Raw genomic sequence first — 15,286 nt, 5'->3', positions numbered from 1 at the left:
TCGTCCGTCCCGACGAACTATAGGCACAGCTCACCAGAAGCGAAAAATTTCGCGCAAGGCGTCGCCGATCGACGCCAAGGTACCGTGCTTTCTTTCAACCAGCTCGTGGCCGTGGCTCTCGCGCCAGTTCTTCGGCTCGTCGAAAGTTCCGCCCCAGATGCCGGCTTTGCCCGCGCGCGCAGCAGCTTCCTCGGTCTCAAAATCGCCAAAGGCGACCGCCCAGCCGGCCTCGACCTGTGCGCGGTTGAGATCCTTGCCGCCGGCCTTGCAGTCGCCGAGCAGCCTGCCGTAGCGGTCGCGCTGCCAGCCGCTGCAGGAGACGGCTTTGCCGGCGATCAACCGCACCAGGGACTGCCGCGCGAGCTTGCCGCAAGGATAGTCGGCACCGTCCTTGCGACAGATCTGCGAATATTCCGGCGCGTCGATGCCACGCATGCGGATGCGCTCGCCGCCGAGCGTGATGCTATCGCCGTCATTGACAGTGGCCGCGCCCTCCGTCTTGCGCGTCTCCACCCGGTCGAGGCGCGCCGCCAGGAGGATCAGCAGGCCGAGCACGATGAGTGTCAGCCCATAGTCCATCAGTCGGCGCCACAGGCTTCGCGGACGCGGCGCATAGTATCGCTGGCGCGGCCATCGCGACCACGAACGGCTCATATGGCAAACCGTTGGTTAATCATTCGAACGTAGCTTAACGATTTGAAATTGCTGCCCGCGTAAATTGAAGACTTCATGCCCCTGCAACGCTCGACCATGGCAGACAAGTTTATTGTGGACCGCAGGAAACGCCATCGCAACAGCGATGTCGCGCGCGCGGTGCGCAAGACGCGCGACCGTCTTTCGCAGCAAGCCGGAAATCCCGACTTCGACCGCGAGCTGTTGAAGCTCCACGCGCTTTCGATGACCGGCGGCGTGATCGTCATTCCGCTGCTCGTCCTGGCAACGGCCGCGGCAGGCTTGTTCGCGGGCATCGGCAAGGAGATCGGCGTCTGGGCGCTGTTCACATTCATCTGCTATACCATCGTTGCATTCATGGCCAGACGCGTCACTCAAGCGTCCGAGCTCAACCCGCTGGAAACGCATAGGGATTTCCTGATCGGCCATTTTCTGTGCGGGCTTGGCTGGGCCTGGTTCGCATGGCTCGGCTGCGAAGCTTGCCAAATGGATCAGTTCCAGGTCGCCAAGGCGGTGGTGCTGCTGCTCGCCATGTCGGCAACTGCGATCCTGGCCTCGTCCCTGCGCGGTGCGCTGTTGGCGACCTTCGCCCTCCCCGTCGCCATCTATGCTTATGCCAGTGCGAAATTATGGATGCCGGTCGAGGCGATCATGGCAGGCTTGCTGATCGCCTCGTTGCCTTTCTTCGCCTATGTAGCGCGCCAGCTCAACCGTTCCTCGCTGATGCTGCTGTCGTTCCGCTCCGAAAAGGATGCGCTGATTGCCGAACTGGAGACGGCGAAATCGATGTCGGACGAGGCACGGCGGCGGGCGGAAGACGCCAATCTGGCGAAATCGCGTTTCCTGGCCTCGATGAGCCACGAACTGCGCACACCGCTCAACGCCATTCTCGGCTTTTCTGAAGTGATGGCCAACGAGGTGCTCGGCCCGATGAGCAACCCGACCTATCGCGACTATGCCCGTGACGTGCACGACTCCGGACAGCATCTGCTCGACCTGATCAACGAAATCCTCGATTTGTCGCGCATCGAAGCGGGCCGCTACCAGCTCAACGAGGAGCCGATGATGCTGCTCTCAGTCGTCGAGGATTGCTGCCACATGATGGAGCTGAAGGCGCGCAACAAGGACATCCGCATCGTCCAGGATTTCGAAAACGCCTTGCCGCGCTTGTTCGCCGACGAACGCGCGGTGCGGCAGATTGCGCTCAACCTGTTGTCCAATGCCATAAAGTTCACCGCCACCGGCGGCGAAATCCGTGTGCGCGTCGGCTGGACGGCGGGCGGCGGGCAATATCTCTCCGTCAAGGACAATGGGCCGGGCATACCAGAAGACGAGATTCCGATCGTGCTTTCGGCCTTCGGCCAGGGCTCGATCGCCATCAAGAGCGCCGAACAGGGCACCGGGCTTGGCCTGCCGATCGTGCAAGGCTTGCTGGCCATGCATGGCGGCGAATTCCAGCTCCATTCCAGGCTGCGCGAAGGCACCGAGGCGATCGCCATCTTCCCGCTGAGCCGGGTGATGGAGGAACTGCCGGCGCTGCCGACCAAGGCGGTTGCCTCGCGCCGGCGCTGAATGCTTAACCGCGGACCGCCGCTGCCATGCCGGAGCTGGTCAGCGCGGCCGCCTTGACCAGGCCGGCGGCAAGAGCCGCCCCTACCGCCTCGCCTTGACTGACGCCCAGATCGAGCAGCGGGCGAAGGCCGAGGCGCTCGGCGGCCTTGGCGTGACCAGGCTCGGGCGACAGGCTTGCGAGGAGACAATGATCGAGCGCGGCGGGGTTGGCGGCATGTAGGACACCAGCGGCGGCAGTCACCGCAAACCCATCGAGCAGCACCGGGATCTTCTGCATCCGCGCCGCCAGAATGGCGCCGCAGATCGCGGCGAATTCCCGCCCGCCGACCCGGCGCAGCGCTTCCAGCGGGTCCTTGAGGCTCGCGCCGTGAAACGCGACCGCGGCATCGACCACCTCCGCCTTGCGCCTCTGCATCGCCGCGTCTGCCCCTGATCCAGGGCCGATCCAGTCGGCGCCGGTGCCGCCGAACAGTGCCGTGCAAAGGGCCGCGGCGACAGTCGAATTGCCGACGCCGAGGTCGCCAAGGCAAAGCAGGTCGGTGCCGCCGGCAATCGCTTCCATGCCGAAGGCCATGGTAGCGGCACAACCGCGCTCGTCCAGTGCCGCATCCTCGGTAATGTCGGTTGTCGGGATGTGCAGAGCCAGATCGAACACCTTCAAGCCGAGATCGTTGGCGATGCAGATCTGGTTGATTGCTGCACCGCCGGCAGCGCAGAGCTCGACTGCATTTGCCGTGGCGGCGGCCGGGCGCGGCGAAATGCCGTGGCGGGTGACGCCATGATTGCCGGCAAAGATCGCCACCAATGGCCGCGTCACCGCCGGCGGCGCGCGGCCGCTCCACCCGGCAAGCCAGGCGGCGATGTCCTCGATGCGGCCAAGCGAGCCTTTGGGCTTGTCTGCCTTGGCAAACAACTGGCGCACGCGGGCCTTGGCCGCCATATCTCCCGGCGGCAGGCTCACCAGGAGGTCGCGAAAATCGTCGAAAGGCAGCGCGCTGGTCATGTCGATGGCGATCGTCCGTGTGAATTGGTGAGCGGCATAGCCGCCTTGGCCAGCCGGCACAACCTCAGGCCGGCACAACCTCCAGGCCTGGCACAACTTCCAGGCCTGGCACAACTTCGAGGTAGTGACGCGAAAGCACCCATTGGCGGCGTTTCCCGGAGGGCTTGCATTGACTTTGTCGTTGCACCATGTGGAGGCTAGTCAAGGAATTCCTTATGACGGCCATCGAATCCCCGTGCATCCTGGTCTGCTCGATCGATATGAAAACCGGCTTCTGTTTCGGTTGCGGGCGCACGCGCGAGGAAATCGCCGCCTGGATCGACATGACCCCGCAAACCCGCCGCAGCGTCATGGCCGAGCTGCCGGCAAGGCTGGAAACGATCGAGCGACGCCCCCGCCGGGAAACCCGTCGCAGCCGCATGGCACGCGAACGCGACGCCCTCTCGTGAACCGGCCGCAGAGATGAACCGACTGCTGTGGATTCTGATCGTCGCGATCGGGGCAGGTGTACTCCTGCTCATGCTCAACGATTCCGCCGGCAGTACATTCGGCATTGAGAATTACGATTTCAGCCAGCTGATCTGGCTTAGCGCTTTAGCGGCGCTCGTCGGCGCCGGCCTGCTCAGATCGGGCAGACCGTTAGGCACCATGGCCCGCAGCCTCGGCGCCTGGGGTGCCATCGTGCTGGCGCTGATTGCCGGCTATCAGTACCGCTATGAGTTGCAGGATTTCGCCAGCCGCGTCACCGCCGGCCTTGTTCCCGGCAGTCCGCTGGCGCTGGGCGTGGAAGAAGGCCATGCCACCGTCACCCTGGACAAGGCCGGCAGCGGCCATTTCGAAGCGCGCGTCACGATCAACGGCACGCCGATCCTGACGGTTGTCGATACCGGCGCGACCAGCACCGTTCTGACCGCCGAGGACGCGCTGGCGGTCGGGTTCAATTCGGCGGCTCTCCGCTTCACCATACCGATCTCTACCGCCAACGGCATGACACGCGCGGCGGCGGTGCGAACCGACGAACTGTCGATCGGCGGCATCGTGCGCAAGGACATGCCCATCATGATCGCCGCACCCGGCACGCTCGGCCAGAGCCTGCTCGGCATGAATTTCATCGGCTCGCTATCGGGCTTCGACGTACGTGGCGATCGCATGATTTTGCGGGATTGAGTTTTTCCTCAGGCCGCCTCTGCGGTCCGGCCGAAATCGACCTCTGCAAAAGCCGCCTTGAGCACCTGCGGTCCGGCACCCGGCCTTGTCGCATCGGTGGACAGGATCTGCCGATAGCGGCGTGCACCGGGCAGGCCGTGAAACAGCCCGACCATGTGCCGGGTGACATGCCCGAGGCGTCCGCCCTGCTCGATATGGCGTGACGCATAATCCGCCATGGCATCGATCAGTGCGACAAAATCGAACGACTCAGCTGTGCTGCCGTAAAACGCGGCATCGATGCCGGTGAGTATCCCTGGCGTGTGATAGGCGGCGCGGCCGAGCATGGCGCCATCGACATGGTCGAGATGCGTCAGCGCCTCTGCGAGAGATTGAATACCGCCATTGATGCCGATGAATTTGTTTTGTTTTCTGGCTTTCAGCCGATAGACGCGGCCATAGTCGAGCGGCGGGATGTCGCGATTTTCCTTTGGGCTCAGTCCTTCCAGCCAGGCCTTGCGGGCGTGCACCCACAGCGCGTCGGCGCCGGCCGCGAAAACACCATCGGCCAACGCATCGAGTGCCGGTTCCGGATCCTGCTCATCGACGCCGATGCGGCACTTGACGGTGACCGGTATTTTCACCGCCGCCTTCATTGCGGCGACGCAATCCGCGACGAGCACGGGCGTCTTCATCAGGCACGCGCCGAAGGTGCCCGACTGGACGCGGTCGGACGGGCAGCCGACATTGAGGTTGATTTCATCATAGCCGAAGGCTTCGCCGATGCGCGCCGCCTCGGCCAGCTTTCCCGGATCGGCGCCGCCGAGTTGCAGCGCCAACGGATGTTCGTTGTCGTCGAAGCCAAGCAGCCGCTCGCGTGCGCCGTGGATGACCGCATCGGCCACCACCATCTCGGTATAGAGCAGCGCCTCGCGCGTCAGCTGGCGATGGAAGAACCGGCAGTGCCGGTCCGTCCAATCCATCATCGGCGCCACGGCAACTTTGTGGCGTAACATGTTCATTTTACTACTTTTCTGTCTCAGTCCGTTCGAAAGATGCACACCTAACTGACCCGATATACGATTTTGCCGCCGCAACTGAAAGCACATTGGCATGTCACACATGTCACTGTACGCACCAGTTAGATGCCTAGCCGTGGGACGATGGACCGCCGCCGGCATACCAGTCAGCCAAGGCGAAGTGTGTTGCGGGCGATCTGCCACGCGGATTCGACATGCCGCCGCGCCGCCTCCTCCGCCTCGTCCGGCCTGCGCGACCGGATTGCATCCATGATTTCGGTCATTTCGGCGATCGCCGGCTCGCGGCGGTTCTCCGACGCGATCGTCATTGAGCGGAGCTGGTTGATGCGGACATTCAGCCCCGTCACGATTTCCCAGGCAATGCGCTTGTCCGCCGCCTCGAACAGCGTTTCGTAGAACTTGGTCGTTGCCCGCATCACCTCGACAGGCGCACCGGACGCCCACGCCTCAAGCAGGTTCGTCAAGGCGGCATCGAGCAAAGCGATCTGCGCGTCCGTGGCCGTTAGGGCGCAAGCCCGCGCCGCGATGCCCTCGAGCAGCGCCCGCAATTCATAGATTTCGTCGGTGCGGCCGAGATCCGGCTTGGCCACGGCGGGTCCGTGGCCCGGTATCATCTGCACCAGGCCTTCCGCCTCCAGCTGCCGTAGCACCTCGCGCACGACGGAACGGCTTACCCCGAGCTGATCGCATAGCGGCCGCTCGACCAGCCTTTCGCCAGGCTGGAAATGGAAGCCCATGATCGCCTCACGCATGCGCTCCAGCGCCAGCGTCCTCAGCGTCTTGGCAGAGCGGTCGATCCGCAGCGTATCGCCTGACATTTTCTCTCCCTACCCCGATCCGGCCACAAAACAGATTCCATAGCCGATTGACAAGGCTTCTGGTGCTCCATAGTATGGTATACCATAAGATGATGTAAAGATTTCGGCGTTGCACAGCGCCGCGGCGACCGAGGACTTTCATGAAACCAGCCATTCGAAAGATCGTCACCTACATCGAGAACACGCTAATCGAGGGCGGCAAGGAAGCCCCAAAACCGCTGCGTCTGATCGGTGTCGCCGCTGTGCTGACAAATCCTTGGGCCGGCCGCGGTTTCACCGACGACCTGTCGCCGGAGATCCGCGCCATTGCTCCCGTCCTCGGTGAACTGCTGACCCGCGAGATTATCGCCGTTGCCGGTTCCGGCGAGGCGATAGAGGGCTACGGCAAGGCCGCGGTCTGCGGCACGGAGGGCGAGATCGAGCATGCATCGGCGCTGATCCATACGCTGCATTTCGGCAACCATTACCGTCGCGCGGTCGGCGCCAAGACCTATCTCGCCTTCACCAATCTGCGCGGAGGGCCGAACACCCCGATCATGATCCCGCTGATGGACAAGAACGACGAAGGCCGCCGCTCCCACTATCTGACCGTACATTTCCAGATCGGCGACGCGCCCGCGCCCGACGAGCTGGTGGTGGCGCTTGGCGCTTCGATTGGCGGCCGCCCGCACCATCGTATCGGCGACCGCTATCAGGACCTCAAGGAGGTCGGAGACCTGCATGGCTGACGTCGCTGCCACCGCATGGGTCCGGGACACGGCTCCGGACGGCACCGGCTTCATCCGCGCCGGCTCCGGCGCGCCGGTTCTGCTCATCCACGGTGTCGGCATGAACGCCGCAATCTGGCACGATCAGATCGTGGCGATGAAACACCATCATAACCTGATCGCCATCGACATGCTCGGCCACGGCGTTTCACCGCTGCCGCCGGAAGAAGCCAGCCTGTCGGATTTCGCCGATCAGGCGGTTCGCCTTCTCGACCATCTCGGCGTGGCGTCGGTGTCGATCGTTGGCCATTCGATGGGCGCGCTGGTCGCTCTGGAGATCGCCCTTCGCACCCCATCGCGCGTTCGCTCCATCGTCTGTCTCAATGCGGTATTCCGCCGCCCCGCGGCCTTGGCGCAGGCCGTACGCGAGCGTGCGGCCGCGCTCGGCACCCATGGCAACCCTTCCGCCATTGCGGCTACGCTTGCCCGCTGGTTCGGCGACCCGCTGCCGGCGAATCTTATCGGGGCGGCCTCTACCGCGCGCGCCGCCCTTGAAAGGGTCGACCCCGAAGGCTACGCGCGCACCTATCGCCTCTTTGCCCATGCCGACGCCGAGCATGCCGATGCCCTCCCCGGTCTTGCCGCGGCGGCTCTGTTCATGACCGGGTCGCAGGACAGCAATTCGACTCCGGCCATGTCGGCGGCGATGGCGAGGCTTGCGCCGCACGGCCAATGCCTCGTGCTCAATGGAGAAAGGCATATGATGGCAATGGCTTCACCTGAAAAAGTGACCAAACACATCATGGAATTTCTCGACACGGCAGGAGACGCTGGCGTGAAGCCGGAGACGGATGCAGTCTTTGACAGCGGCGAATTCCGGCGCGCGCTCGGCTCGTTCCTGACCGGTGTCACCATCGTCACAACGATCGGAGCGGAAGGCGAACCGCGCGGCTTCACCGCCAACTCCTTCACCTCGGTCTCGCTCGAGCCGCCGCTGGTGCTTGTCTGCATCGCCAAGAGGGCCCTGGGGCACAGTGCTTTTTCGACATCGAGAGGTTTCGCCATCAACATCCTGTCGGAGGACCAGAAGGCCCATTCCGGCATCTTCGCTTCCAAAGCAGCGGACAAGTTCGCGGCCGTGGCCTGGCAGCCGGGCCGGACCGGCAATCCGCTGATCGACGGCTCCGTTGCGGTGTTCGATTGCGGCATGGAGCAGCTGGTCGATGCTGGCGATCACTCGATCCTCATCGGCCGCGTCCACGACTTCAGCCACAACGGAGCCCAGCCCCTCGGTTATTGCAGAGGCACCTACGTCACGCCCGGCCTCAGCCAGGAGGCGCTGGCGGCGGCGCCCCCCAATACGGAGGTCGGCGCCATTCTCGAGAACGAGGGCCGTGTGCTGTTCTTCGCAACGGCCGACGGGTTTCATGAATTGCCTGCGGGGCGCGGACTGGGCACGCCCAACGATGCGCGCAGCCTCAAGGGGCGCCTTGCCGCCAGGGCCATAGACGCCCAGCTCGGCTTCCTTTTCGCGGTGTGGGACGATGCCGCCGAACCCTGGCGCACGCATGTTTATTATCGCGGAACGGCCGAGGGGTCCTATTCCGACGATCGCCAGATGCGGCTTGTCGACATCGAGCAGATCGCCGATCTGGAGATCGCCGATCCCGCGGTGCGTTCGATGCTTGCCCGCTATGCGCGCGAACGCACGGAAGATGCATTCGGCGTCTATGTCGGCAACGAGGTCGAAGGCGAAGTCCGGCCGCTCGCCAAGTCCTCGCCTTCTCAAATTTCTCTTTCCGGCCGCGGGTGAAGCCGATGAAATTTTCGCTTTTCGTCCACATGGAGCGATCGGATCCGGCCAAGCCGCATTCCGAGCTTGTCGGCGAGCTGGAGGACCTGGTTGTCCAGGCCGAAGAGGCAGGGTTCGAGACTGCCTGGATCGGCGAGCATCACGGGATGGAATTCACCATCTCGCCGAACCCGTTCATCAACATCGCCTGGCTCGCCGCCAAAACCAGGCGCATCCGGCTCGGAACAGGAACCATCGTCGCGCCGTTCTGGCACCCGATCAAGCTTGCCGGCGAAGCAGCGATGGCCGACGTCGTCACCGGCGGCCGTCTCGACATCGGCATTGCGCGCGGCGCCTACGCTTACGAATACCAGCGACTTTTCCCAGGCCTTGAGGCCTGGGTCGCCGGGCAGCGTATGCGCGAGATGGTGCCGGCGATCCGGGGCCTTTGGGATGGTGATTTCGAAGTCGCCGGCGAGTTCTGGTCGTTTCCTTCAACCACCTCGTCGCCCAAGCCGCTGCAAAAGCCTTATCCGCCGATCTGGGTGGCCGCACGCGATCCGAACTCGCACGACTTTGCGGTTTCCAGCAAATGCAACGTCCAGGTGACGCCGCTTGCCTCCGGCGATGGCGAAGTGGCCAGCCTGATGGAGCGTTTCAACGCGGCGTGCAATGCCCACCCCGACGTACCAAGGCCGGAGATTATGCTGCTGATGCATACTTTCGTCGCCGAGGATGCAGCGGAGGCTGACCGGCTCGCGCAGGATCTGTCGCAGTTCTACTGCCAGTTCGGCGCCTGGTTCCAGAACAAGAAGCCGGTGCACCAGGGCATAATGGAAGCGCTGACCGAAGACGAGATCGCGGCCATGCCGCAATATGCGCCTGACAAGATCAGGCAGAACCTGGTCATTGGCGAAGCCGACGAGGTGATCGCCAGGCTGAAGGCCTACGAAGCGCTCGGCTACGATCAGTATTCGATCTGGATCGACAGCGGCCTTTCCCATCGGCGCAAGAAGAAATCGCTGCAGCTCTTCATCGACAGGGTGATGCCGGCCTTTTCCGAACCGAAAGCCGGAACGCGATGAGCACCACTCAATTCAGGAACTATATTGACGGCAGCTTCGTCGAAGTGGCGGCGACCTTCGACAGCGTCGATCCCTCGACGGGCGCGCCATGGGCGAAGATGCCCGCTGCATCGTCTGATGACGTCGACCGCGCCGTCGAAGCTGCTCACCGGGCGCTTGGCTCCGGCACGTGGCCGGCAATGACGGCAACGGCACGCGGCAAGCTTCTGGTGCGGCTCGGCGATCTGGTGGTCGCCAATGCCGACCGGCTGGCGGAACTCGAGACGCGCGATACCGGCAAGATCATCCGCGAGACCCGCGCCCAGATCGCCTATGTCGGCGACTATTACCGCTATTATGGCGGGCTGGCCGACAAGCACGAGGGCTCGTTTGTTCCCATCGACAAGGCCGACATGGAAGTGACCATCCGGCCGGAGCCAATCGGCGTCGTAGCCGCCATTGTGCCGTGGAACTCGCAGCTCTTCCTGTCCGCCGTCAAGCTCGGGCCGGCGCTGGCGGCCGGCTGCACCATCGTTCTGAAAGCATCGGAAGACGGCCCTGCCCCGTTGCTGGCCTTCGCTGAACTCGTCCATGAGGCGGGATTTCCCGCCGGGACCGTGAACATCCTGACCGGCTTCGGCCACGATTGCGGTCACCGGCTGACCAGTCATCCGCTCGTCGCCCGCGTCGCCTTCACCGGCGGTCCCTCGACCGCTCGGCAGATCGTCAGGAATACGGCGGAAAACCTCGCCTTCACGACGCTCGAGCTCGGCGGCAAAAGCCCGGTCGTGGTGTTTGCCGATGCCGATCTGGACAGCGCCGCCAACGCGGTCGTTGCCGGCATCTTCGCTGCCACCGGCCAGAGCTGCGTCGCCGGCTCGCGGCTGCTGGTCCAGCGCTCCGTGAAGGACGAATTCCTCGACCGGCTCAAGCGCAAGGCCGAGGCGATCAGGATTGGCGATCCGCAGGATCCGGCGATCGAAATGGGACCGCTCGCCACCTCGCGCCAGCGCGAATGGATAGAGAAGATCATTGCTGAAAGCCTGGCCGCGGGCGGGCAACTGGTCACCGGCGGCATCCGCCCCGCGGGCATGGCGGACGGCTTCTATTACGCGCCGACGATTATCGACGCGCCTGATCAGACGCTTGCCTGCGTGCGCGAAGAGCTCTTCGGCCCGGTGCTCTGTGTGCTAGCCTTCGACAGCGAAGCTGAAGCGCTTTCGCTCGCCAACGACACGAAGTTCGGCCTGGCGTCCGGCGTGTTCACCACCAATCTGGCAAAAGCCCACCGCATGGCGCGCGGCATCCATGCCGGCGTTGTCTGGATCAACACCTATCGGGCGGTCTCGCCGCTGGTTCCGTTTGGCGGCTACGGCCAATCCGGGCTCGGCCGCGAGGGCGGCCTCGATGCGATCCGCGACTACACGCGTTCGAAATCGGTGTGGATACGCACCTCCGACGACCCAATTCCCGATCCTTTTGTCATGCGGTAGCCGCCGCTGGCCGGAGATGCGCGATCAAGGCGAAAACGACCGATCGCCAACAGACACCAACGAAAACAACAGAGGAGAACGACATGAAACTGATCATCACCGGCTTCCTTGCCGGATTTATTGCAACGACAGTTCTGGCAACGACGGCCGCAAAGGCCGAGGACATGGTCTTCACCAGCTGGGGCGGGACGACCCAGGAAGCGCAGACCAAATCCTGGGCCGAGCCGTTCACCGCTGCATCCGGCATCAAGGTCATGCAGGACGGCCCGACGGACTACGGCAAGCTGAAGGCGATGGTCGACAGCGGCAGTGTCAACTGGGACGTCGTCGACGTCGAGATGGATTTCGCCATCAAGGCGGCCAAGGACGGTCTGCTCGAGCCGATCGACTTCAAGACCGTGCCGAAGGCCGACCTCGATCCGCGCTTCACCACCGATCACGCCGTCGGCAGTTTCTACTATTCCTTCGTGCTCGCCTGGAACAAGGGCGCCGTTTCGGGTGAACCGGCCGGCTGGGCCGACATGTTCGACCTGACGAAGTTCCCGGGCAAGCGGACCTTCTACAAATGGTCGGCGCCCGGTGTCATCGAGATCGCGCTGCTGGCCGATGGTGTTCCGGCGGACAAGCTCTATCCGCTGGATCTCGATCGCGCCTTCAAGAAACTCGACACCATCAAGTCGGACATCGTCTGGTGGGGCGGCGGGGCGGAGTCGCAGCAATTGATCGCATCCGGCGAAGCAACATTCGGCCAGCTGTGGAACGGCCGCGTCTTCGCACTGGACAACGATGGCGCCGATGTCGGCGTCTCCTGGAACCAGAACCTGACCGCAGCCGACGTTCTGGTGGTACCGAAGGGTGCCAAGAACAAGGATACGGCGATGAAATTCCTCGCCGCGGCGAGCAGCCCCGCCGGTCAGGCCAAATTTGCCGAAGCCAGCGGTTATGCGCCGATCAACACCAAGGCCAAGGCAGAGATGCCGACCGATGCCGTGAAATCGCTGCCGGACGCTCATGTCGACGGACAGATCAATCTCGACATGAACTACTGGGCCGCCAATCGCGACACCATCGCCGCGCGCTGGTATGCCTGGCAGGCGAAATAAGCCCGCTCTTGAACCGCAATGGACGAGACGGTTCGCGCCGTCTCGTCCCGTAGCCGGGTCGCTGTCATGTCGGTCGAAACACGCCGGAACTTTGGAACGGTGCGGGTGCCGGCAGGTCTCAATGGCCTGCTGCCGGCCCTGATTCTGATTATGCTGTTCTTCATCGTCCCCGTGCTGGCGCTGCTTTTGCGCAGTGTCACGGAGCCCGAGCCAGGCTTGCAGAACTATGCTGCCCTGCTTGGTGACGGCACCTATGCGCGGGTGTTCTTCAACACATTCTTGGTCGCGGCGTTGGTCACCATCGTCACGGTCCTTGTCGCCTTTCCGGTCGCCTGGATGCTGGCGATCATGCCTTCGGGACTGGCCTCGATCATCTTCGGCATCATCATTCTGTCGATGTGGACGAACCTGCTCACCCGCACCTATGCCTGGATGGTGCTCCTGCAGCGTACCGGCGTGATCAACCGGACGCTGATGACCATCGGCGTCATCGACCAGCCGCTGCCGCTCATCAACAATCTCACCGGCGTCACTATCGGCATGGTCTATATCATGCTGCCCTTCATGATTCTGCCGCTGGTCGGCACGTTACGGGCGATCGATCCGATGACGCTGCGTGCGGCGTCGCTGTGCGGCGCAAGCCCTTTCCAGGCGTTCCGCCGCATCCTCGTGCCGCTGTCGCTGCCCGGTGTCGCGGCCGGCGGCCTGATGGTCTTCGTCATGTCGCTCGGCTACTTCGTAACGCCGGCACTGCTCGGCGGCACGTCGAACATGATGCTTGCCGAAATGATCGCGCAGATGGTCCAGTCGCTGCTCAACTGGGGGCTCGGCAGCGCCGCTGCCTTCATCCTGCTTGTCGTCACCATGGTTCTCTACGCACTGCAGCTGCGCCTTGTCGGTGCCAGGCGCACGAGCGGAGGCATCTGAGATGCTGCTCGACTATGACCGCATGGGTTGGCTGCGGGTTGCCCTGCTCGGCTTCACCGCGCTGGTCGCTGGCTTTCTTCTGTTGCCGGTGGTCTTCATTGTCCTGCTCTCCTTCGGCTCGTCGCGCTGGCTGGCTTTTCCGCCGCCCAGCTGGACGCTCAAATGGTACCAGGAGCTTTTTGCCGATCCGGCCTGGCTCGACGCCGCGCTGACCAGCGCTCGGATCGCCACCATGACGGCGATCCTGGCAATAGCGATCGGCCTGCTCGCCTCCTTTGCCCTGGTTCGCGGAAGGTTTGCCGGACGTGAGATCCTGCGCGGCCTGCTGCTGACGCCGATGGTGCTGCCCGTCGTTGTCTTCGCCATCGCCATCTACGCCTTCTTCCTTCGCCTTGGCCTCGGCGGCACCACCATCGGCTTCGTCATCGCCCACACCGTGCTGGCGCTGCCCTTCGCCATCATTCCGATCGCCACCGCGCTCGAAGGGTTCGACAAGTCGATCGAGGACGCGGCAATCGTCTGCGGGGCAAGCCCGCTCGAGGCCAGGCTCAGGATCACCTTGCCGTCGATCCGGATCGGCATCTTCTCCGCCGCGATCTTTTCCTTCCTCGCCTCGTGGGACGAAGTCGTGGTGGCGATCTTCATGGCCAGCCCCAGCTTGCAAACCTTGCCCGTCAAGATCTGGGGCAGTCTGCGGTCGGACCTCAGTCCGGTGATCGCCGCTGCCTCCAGCCTGCTGGTCGGGCTGACGCTTGCCCTGATGGTGATGACAGCGCTGCTGCAGCGAAAGTTCCGGACATGACCCACCCTTTCCTCTCCATCCGCAATCTGCGCAAGGCGTTCGGGGCGATCGTCGCCGTGCACGACGTCACGCTGGACATTCCCAGGGGCGAGTTCCTGACCTTCCTCGGGCCCTCCGGTTCGGGAAAATCGACGACGCTCTACGCGATCGCCGGCTTTCAGGACCCGACTTCCGGCGATGTCTTGCTGGAAGGAAAGTCGCTGCTTGCAGTGCCTTCGCACAAGCGCAACATCGGCATGGTCTTCCAGCGCTACACGCTGTTTCCGCATCTGACGGTGGCCGAAAACGTCGCTTTTCCGCTGCGGGTTCGCCGCCGGCCGGACGCCGAGGTGAAGAAAAAGGTCGCCGACATGCTGGCCCTGGTGCGGCTCGAAAGCTTTGCCGGACGCTTACCCGGTGCGCTGTCGGGCGGCCAGCAACAGCGCGTCGCGCTGGCCCGGGCGCTGGCCTACGATCCTCCGATCCTTTTGATGGACGAGCCATTGTCGGCGCTCGACAAGAAGCTGCGCGAGGAAATCCAGGGCGAAATCCGCCGCATCCATCGCCAGACCGGCGTCACCATTCTCTACGTCACCCACGATCAGGAAGAGGCGCTGCATCTGTCGGACCGAATCGCCCTGTTCAAGGATGGCCGCATCGAGCAGACCGGCACCGGCGAGGATCTCTATCTCAGGCCGGCGACCGATTTCGTCGCCGGCTTCATCGGCAATTCGAATTTCCTCGCCGCCGAACATCTCGGCACCACCAACGGCACGACAACGATCCGCATGACAGACGGTTCGGTCATATCCGGAGTCAGGGCCAACGGCACGTTCGGCAAAGGCCAGAAGACCAGGCTGATGATCCGGCCCGAAGCCTTTAGCATGGAGCGGAGCCCGGCGAGCGCGGAACTGAATGTCGAGATCGTCGACATCGCATTTTACGGCGAGCGCCGGCGGATCGTCGCGCGCATCGCCGCTGGACAGGAGGTTGACATCAGGCCGACCTCCGCCGCCATGCAATCGCAGGATGTGTGGCCCTGCAGCCGGCAGGTCTTTTTCGATCCCGCTGCTGCATTCCTGTTTCCGGCCTGACTAAGCCGCGGTGGATCGCCGCCCTTCAACGCTTCGCAGCGATGGAAGCGTGCTTGGGACAAGCTGTGGTTAGG

15 protein-coding genes are annotated in these 15,286 nt (G+C 63.6%); 11 read left to right on the top strand and 4 right to left on the bottom strand.

Going from position 1 to position 15,286, the window contains the following annotated elements; translation table 11 throughout:
- Positions 1-30: 30 nt before the first annotated feature.
- Positions 31-654: a thermonuclease family protein gene (locus NKH33_RS12290; RefSeq protein WP_352744177.1), complete on the bottom strand. Its 624-nt coding sequence runs from the start codon at positions 652-654 to the stop codon at positions 31-33.
- Between the two features lie 75 nt (positions 655-729).
- On the opposite strand from NKH33_RS12290, the gene NKH33_RS12285 reads away from it, so the two are divergent.
- Positions 730-2,244, top strand: coding sequence for a sensor histidine kinase (locus NKH33_RS12285; protein ID WP_352919694.1), 1,515 nt, complete (start codon positions 730-732; stop codon positions 2,242-2,244).
- Positions 2,245-2,248: 4 nt separating this feature from the next.
- Here NKH33_RS12285 and NKH33_RS12280 read toward each other — a convergent pair whose 3' ends face one another.
- A complete protein-coding gene (locus NKH33_RS12280) occupies positions 2,249-3,247 on the bottom strand; it encodes a nicotinate-nucleotide--dimethylbenzimidazole phosphoribosyltransferase (protein ID WP_352774145.1) in 999 nt (332 codons plus the stop codon).
- A gap of 215 nt (positions 3,248-3,462) precedes the next feature.
- Here NKH33_RS12280 and NKH33_RS12275 point away from each other — a divergent pair, with 215 nt between their 5' ends.
- A complete protein-coding gene (locus tag NKH33_RS12275) occupies positions 3,463-3,696 on the top strand; it encodes a DUF1289 domain-containing protein (RefSeq protein WP_352919691.1) in 234 nt (77 codons plus the stop codon).
- Between the two features lie 13 nt (positions 3,697-3,709).
- The gene (locus tag NKH33_RS12270) at positions 3,710-4,414 is read left to right on the top strand and encodes a TIGR02281 family clan AA aspartic protease (RefSeq protein ID WP_352540527.1); all 705 of its coding nucleotides are present in this window, start codon (positions 3,710-3,712) and stop codon (positions 4,412-4,414) included.
- Between the two features lie 8 nt (positions 4,415-4,422).
- Here the strand turns inward: NKH33_RS12270 and dusA are convergent, their stop codons facing one another.
- Both dusA and NKH33_RS12260 read right to left on the bottom strand, forming a co-directional pair.
- Positions 4,423-5,415 (bottom strand): tRNA dihydrouridine(20/20a) synthase DusA, encoded by a 993-nt coding sequence (gene dusA, locus NKH33_RS12265; protein ID WP_352815609.1) that lies wholly within the window; start codon positions 5,413-5,415, stop codon positions 4,423-4,425.
- 164 nt (positions 5,416-5,579) lie between these two features.
- Positions 5,580-6,251: a GntR family transcriptional regulator gene (locus NKH33_RS12260; protein WP_352448871.1), complete on the bottom strand. Its 672-nt coding sequence runs from the start codon at positions 6,249-6,251 to the stop codon at positions 5,580-5,582.
- 140 nt (positions 6,252-6,391) lie between these two features.
- Here NKH33_RS12260 and NKH33_RS12255 point away from each other — a divergent pair, with 140 nt between their 5' ends.
- The 8 genes from NKH33_RS12255 (at position 6,392) to NKH33_RS12220 (ending at position 15,212) form a co-directional block, all read left to right on the top strand.
- Positions 6,392-6,979 carry an amino acid synthesis family protein gene (locus NKH33_RS12255; RefSeq protein ID WP_352766565.1) on the top strand — a complete coding sequence of 196 codons (588 nt, stop codon included), beginning with the start codon at positions 6,392-6,394 and terminating at the stop codon, positions 6,977-6,979.
- Complete coding sequence (locus tag NKH33_RS12250) at positions 6,972-8,771, top strand: alpha/beta fold hydrolase (protein WP_352919687.1); 1,800 nt, start codon at positions 6,972-6,974, stop codon at positions 8,769-8,771. The genes NKH33_RS12255 and NKH33_RS12250 overlap by 8 nt, the downstream gene beginning before the upstream one ends.
- A 5-nt stretch (positions 8,772-8,776) precedes the next feature.
- On the top strand, positions 8,777-9,835 hold the full coding sequence (locus tag NKH33_RS12245) for an LLM class flavin-dependent oxidoreductase (RefSeq protein ID WP_352919684.1): 1,059 nt from the start codon (positions 8,777-8,779) through the stop codon (positions 9,833-9,835).
- Positions 9,832-11,307 carry an aldehyde dehydrogenase gene (locus NKH33_RS12240; protein WP_352540532.1) on the top strand — a complete coding sequence of 492 codons (1,476 nt, stop codon included), beginning with the start codon at positions 9,832-9,834 and terminating at the stop codon, positions 11,305-11,307. The genes NKH33_RS12245 and NKH33_RS12240 overlap by 4 nt, the downstream gene beginning before the upstream one ends.
- An 83-nt stretch (positions 11,308-11,390) precedes the next feature.
- Entirely contained in the window at positions 11,391-12,410 is a 1,020-nt protein-coding gene (locus NKH33_RS12235) for an ABC transporter substrate-binding protein (protein ID WP_352919680.1), read from the top strand.
- A gap of 66 nt (positions 12,411-12,476) precedes the next feature.
- Positions 12,477-13,337: an ABC transporter permease gene (locus tag NKH33_RS12230; RefSeq protein WP_352919824.1), complete on the top strand. Its 861-nt coding sequence runs from the start codon at positions 12,477-12,479 to the stop codon at positions 13,335-13,337.
- Between the two features lies 1 nt (position 13,338).
- Positions 13,339-14,139, top strand: a complete 801-nt coding sequence (locus NKH33_RS12225; RefSeq protein ID WP_352919677.1) for an ABC transporter permease — start codon at positions 13,339-13,341, stop codon at positions 14,137-14,139.
- On the top strand, positions 14,136-15,212 hold the full coding sequence (locus NKH33_RS12220) for an ABC transporter ATP-binding protein (RefSeq protein WP_352575042.1): 1,077 nt from the start codon (positions 14,136-14,138) through the stop codon (positions 15,210-15,212). The genes NKH33_RS12225 and NKH33_RS12220 overlap by 4 nt, the downstream gene beginning before the upstream one ends.
- Positions 15,213-15,286 lie beyond the last annotated feature (74 nt).

Source organism: Mesorhizobium sp. M1182 (assembly GCF_040318335.1).
Lineage (GTDB): Bacteria > Pseudomonadota > Alphaproteobacteria > Rhizobiales > Rhizobiaceae > Mesorhizobium.
The sequence above is the reverse complement of the archived record's forward strand: the minus strand, read 5'-3'. Positions and strand labels throughout refer to the sequence as shown.

Excerpts from the sequence above, each read along its gene's own strand:
- NKH33_RS12290 (WP_352744177.1), bottom strand. The coding sequence starts at position 654 with ATGAGCCGTTCGTGGTCGCGATGGCCGCGCCAGCGATACTATGCGCCG.
- NKH33_RS12285 (WP_352919694.1), top strand. The coding sequence starts at position 730 with ATGCCCCTGCAACGCTCGACCATGGCAGACAAGTTTATTGTGGACCGC.
- NKH33_RS12280 (WP_352774145.1), bottom strand. The coding sequence starts at position 3,247 with ATGACCAGCGCGCTGCCTTTCGACGATTTTCGCGACCTCCTGGTGAGC.
- NKH33_RS12275 (WP_352919691.1), top strand. The coding sequence starts at position 3,463 with ATGACGGCCATCGAATCCCCGTGCATCCTGGTCTGCTCGATCGATATG.
- NKH33_RS12270 (WP_352540527.1), top strand. The coding sequence starts at position 3,710 with ATGAACCGACTGCTGTGGATTCTGATCGTCGCGATCGGGGCAGGTGTA.
- dusA (WP_352815609.1), bottom strand. The coding sequence starts at position 5,415 with ATGAACATGTTACGCCACAAAGTTGCCGTGGCGCCGATGATGGATTGG.
- NKH33_RS12260 (WP_352448871.1), bottom strand. The coding sequence starts at position 6,251 with ATGTCAGGCGATACGCTGCGGATCGACCGCTCTGCCAAGACGCTGAGG.
- NKH33_RS12255 (WP_352766565.1), top strand. The coding sequence starts at position 6,392 with ATGAAACCAGCCATTCGAAAGATCGTCACCTACATCGAGAACACGCTA.
- NKH33_RS12250 (WP_352919687.1), top strand. The coding sequence starts at position 6,972 with ATGGCTGACGTCGCTGCCACCGCATGGGTCCGGGACACGGCTCCGGAC.
- NKH33_RS12245 (WP_352919684.1), top strand. The coding sequence starts at position 8,777 with ATGAAATTTTCGCTTTTCGTCCACATGGAGCGATCGGATCCGGCCAAG.
- NKH33_RS12240 (WP_352540532.1), top strand. The coding sequence starts at position 9,832 with ATGAGCACCACTCAATTCAGGAACTATATTGACGGCAGCTTCGTCGAA.
- NKH33_RS12235 (WP_352919680.1), top strand. The coding sequence starts at position 11,391 with ATGAAACTGATCATCACCGGCTTCCTTGCCGGATTTATTGCAACGACA.
- NKH33_RS12230 (WP_352919824.1), top strand. The coding sequence starts at position 12,477 with ATGTCGGTCGAAACACGCCGGAACTTTGGAACGGTGCGGGTGCCGGCA.
- NKH33_RS12225 (WP_352919677.1), top strand. The coding sequence starts at position 13,339 with ATGCTGCTCGACTATGACCGCATGGGTTGGCTGCGGGTTGCCCTGCTC.
- NKH33_RS12220 (WP_352575042.1), top strand. The coding sequence starts at position 14,136 with ATGACCCACCCTTTCCTCTCCATCCGCAATCTGCGCAAGGCGTTCGGG.